Annotated in this window: 2 protein-coding genes; both read left to right on the forward strand. The window is 67.5% G+C overall.

The annotated features are described in order from the left end of the window. Window positions 1-1,369 precede the first annotated feature (1,369 nt). Window positions 1,370-1,747, forward strand: coding sequence for a hypothetical protein (locus GY937_16590; protein MCP5058322.1), 378 nt, complete (start codon window positions 1,370-1,372; stop codon window positions 1,745-1,747). After that, the gene (locus GY937_16595) at window positions 1,729-2,478 is read left to right on the forward strand and encodes a hypothetical protein (GenBank protein MCP5058323.1); all 750 of its coding nucleotides are present in this window, start codon (window positions 1,729-1,731) and stop codon (window positions 2,476-2,478) included. Before GY937_16590 ends, GY937_16595 begins: the two co-directional genes overlap by 19 nt. The last annotated feature ends 287 nt before the right edge of the window (window positions 2,479-2,765 follow it).

The following is a 2,765-nucleotide window of genomic DNA, read 5'->3' on the forward strand; positions in this document are numbered from 1 at the left end:
CCGAATAGAGCCTTGAATCAATCGCACTGAAGTGGCCTTGTTGGGTGTCGGTGGAGAAGCCTCGTAACTCCTTCATCTCACACTCGCAGGGCCATTTCAATGTCCGGCCTTCACCTCAATACGACGGATTGGAGCTAGATCGCCGCTTCGACGAGGTTTCTCAGCTCCCCGGCAGATAGCACGGGCAGGCGGATCTTCGAGTTCCGATAGGCCCCGTAGTGACAACACCCGGGGAATCTCGGCCTAGCGAGACCCTGGGCGGGGAATCCAGCGAGTTGGGGACGCAGGCGGCACGGATCGCCTCATCCACCGGAACTGCGACGCGCCCACGAGGATTCCGGCCACAGGCCCAGGGCTCTACGACGGACAGACCGCCCCAGGGAGCGTCATGGGGGCGTGGAGCGTCCAAGAAACGTGGCATCCGGGTTGCAGTCTGTTTCGGGGCGGCACATGGGAGAATTCGATGGCGCACAGAGCGGCTGTGCTCGGACTCGTGGCTCTCCTCGTGATCGGCGCCGGGGACGGCAAATCGGCCCAAAAGGGCTCGAAGCCCAAGGTGTCGACGGTCACGGGGCTTAGCACCCCGACCTGCGTCCGAAACGGTGCGAGCTACTCGATACGAGGGCGCGGCCTCACCGGGCGGACTCCGCAGTGCGCGACCGACTGCCTGGGTGCGACGGTGAGGCCCGGCTCGGCCGCAGTTCCCACCTGCGAGATCGGCGGCCATCCCGTCGGCGGCCGCGCCTGCCAGCTCCGCATCCGGGTCGCTGGCCGCTGGCACGAGAGTACGGCGCGGACGTGCCCGGCCGATCTCGCGACCGGCCTCCAGGGCCCTTCGAAGGGAAGCGCGGGCGCCACCCTTGCCCCGGTCCGGGTGGATATCCGCAACCGGGGCAAGGGCGCCTCCGAACGATACGACGTCGGCATCCAACTGCTGCGGGCCGGCACGCGCACGGTACTGGGCTCCGAGCAGGGCCGTGCGCTCCGGTCCGGCTCGGCTCACACCCACCGGTTCCCCCGCATCTCCGTGCCGCCGCAGCTCCCCGCCGGCGACTACGAACTCTGCGCGCGGGTAGAAGCCCGGGCAGATGGGAACGCGGGCAACGACGAGGCGTGCCGTCGGCTGGTCGTCGCTGCGGAGGCCCGCAAGCGCAAGGATTCGCCGACCGGACTGACCGCTCCGGCAACGCGCAAGGGTACGCAGACTGGGCTGACCGCTCCCGCGCCGCGCAAGTCGCGCTCGAAGAAGGTCGTGCCCCCGGTGGCTCCCGCCCAGACCGAGATTTCGCTCGAGCACACCGAGGCCGATGCGCGGGCCACGACGACCCAGCGCGAGGGAAGCGCAGCGCCAACCCAACAGCTGAGCTTGATGGCGCGAAAGGCGCAGTTCGATGGCTTGCGGACGGCACGGAGCACCGCCGTGATCAGCGCCCGTGCTCTCAGCGACGAGTTCGCCTACGCCATCTCTCATCGTGGGGACGATTGCGACGAGACCCGACCCGATGTGAACCCCCATGCAACCGAGATCTGTGACCGTCTGGACAACGACTGCGATGGTGAGGTCGACGAGGGGCAGACGTTCTTCGCCTACTCGGACGCCGACGGTGACGGCTGGGGCGACCCCGAGAGCGCGCTAGAGGTGTGCCCGGACGACATTCGCCAGGCCCAGGAGGAGGGAGAGTGGCTCATCTTGAGAGGTGGCGACTGCGACGACACGGACCCGGAGCGATGGGCCGACTGCGGTTGAAGCGGAGCCGGGCGTCGAAAACCCGGTGGGTGATCCTGGTCGGGTTGCTGGTGTGCGCCATCACCTGGGCGGCCGCGGCATCGGCGGACCACTGCCAGTCGGATCAGGAGTGCGACGACGGCCTCTGGTGCAATGGCGAGGAGCTCTGCGCCCCCGGCGCCGGGGGCGCCGACGACCTGGGCTGCATTCCCTCCAACGAAGGTCCCCGCTGTGAACCGGGCTTCGCGTGCCTCGAGGAGCCCGTGCCTCCCTACAGCGCTGATACCTGCATCCGGGAGGAGTGCCTCACGCTCGAACCGGACGCCGACGGCGACGGCCACAAGAGCATTCGCTGCGGTGGAGACGACTGCGACGACAATGACCGGTCGCGCTACCCGGGCAACGTGGAGATCTGTGATTTCGAAGGGCATGACGAAGATTGCGACCTCGGTACGTTCCACAGCCCCCTCGACGGGGACCCGGACGGCGACGGCTTCATCGACGCGCGCTGCTGGAACGACCCGCGCCAGCCCTTTGTTCGGTGGAACGATTTCTCCCTCCGCCGGCACCCGCTTCCCCAGGTCGCTGGAGAGGACCGGACCCGGAACTCGCAAACCCCGGGCCAAACCCGTGTGCGCGCCGCGCTCCCTCGCGCGCCGCTCTCTCTCGCCAGCGGAGTGCAAGCCTGCGCCTCGCTGGATGAGCTGCTCGCGCGCCTTCCTCTCGGAAGTGAGCAGGCGCGTCTTCCGTGAGGGTCCAAAGAAATGATGACCGGCTCGAGATGCAGAAGACGAGGCCCCAGCCAGCGAGCTAGTCGGTGGGCGGTTGCACTGGTGATCTCGATTGCGCCCATCGTGGCGCATGCCCAGGACCACCACCTCGAGCTCGATGCCGATGCGCTCCTAGTCCCTTGTCACACCAAAAGCTGGGGGTAGAGTCGTCGCAGTTTCACGCGGGCTTGTTGGGTCGTGAATTGCCAGTCGACGCCCTTCGTCGTTCGGTTGCGATCGTCTTGCCAGGCTTGGACTTGGCGCGTGAG

This window comes from bacterium (genome assembly GCA_024228115.1).
GTDB lineage: Bacteria > Myxococcota_A > UBA9160 > UBA9160 > UBA6930.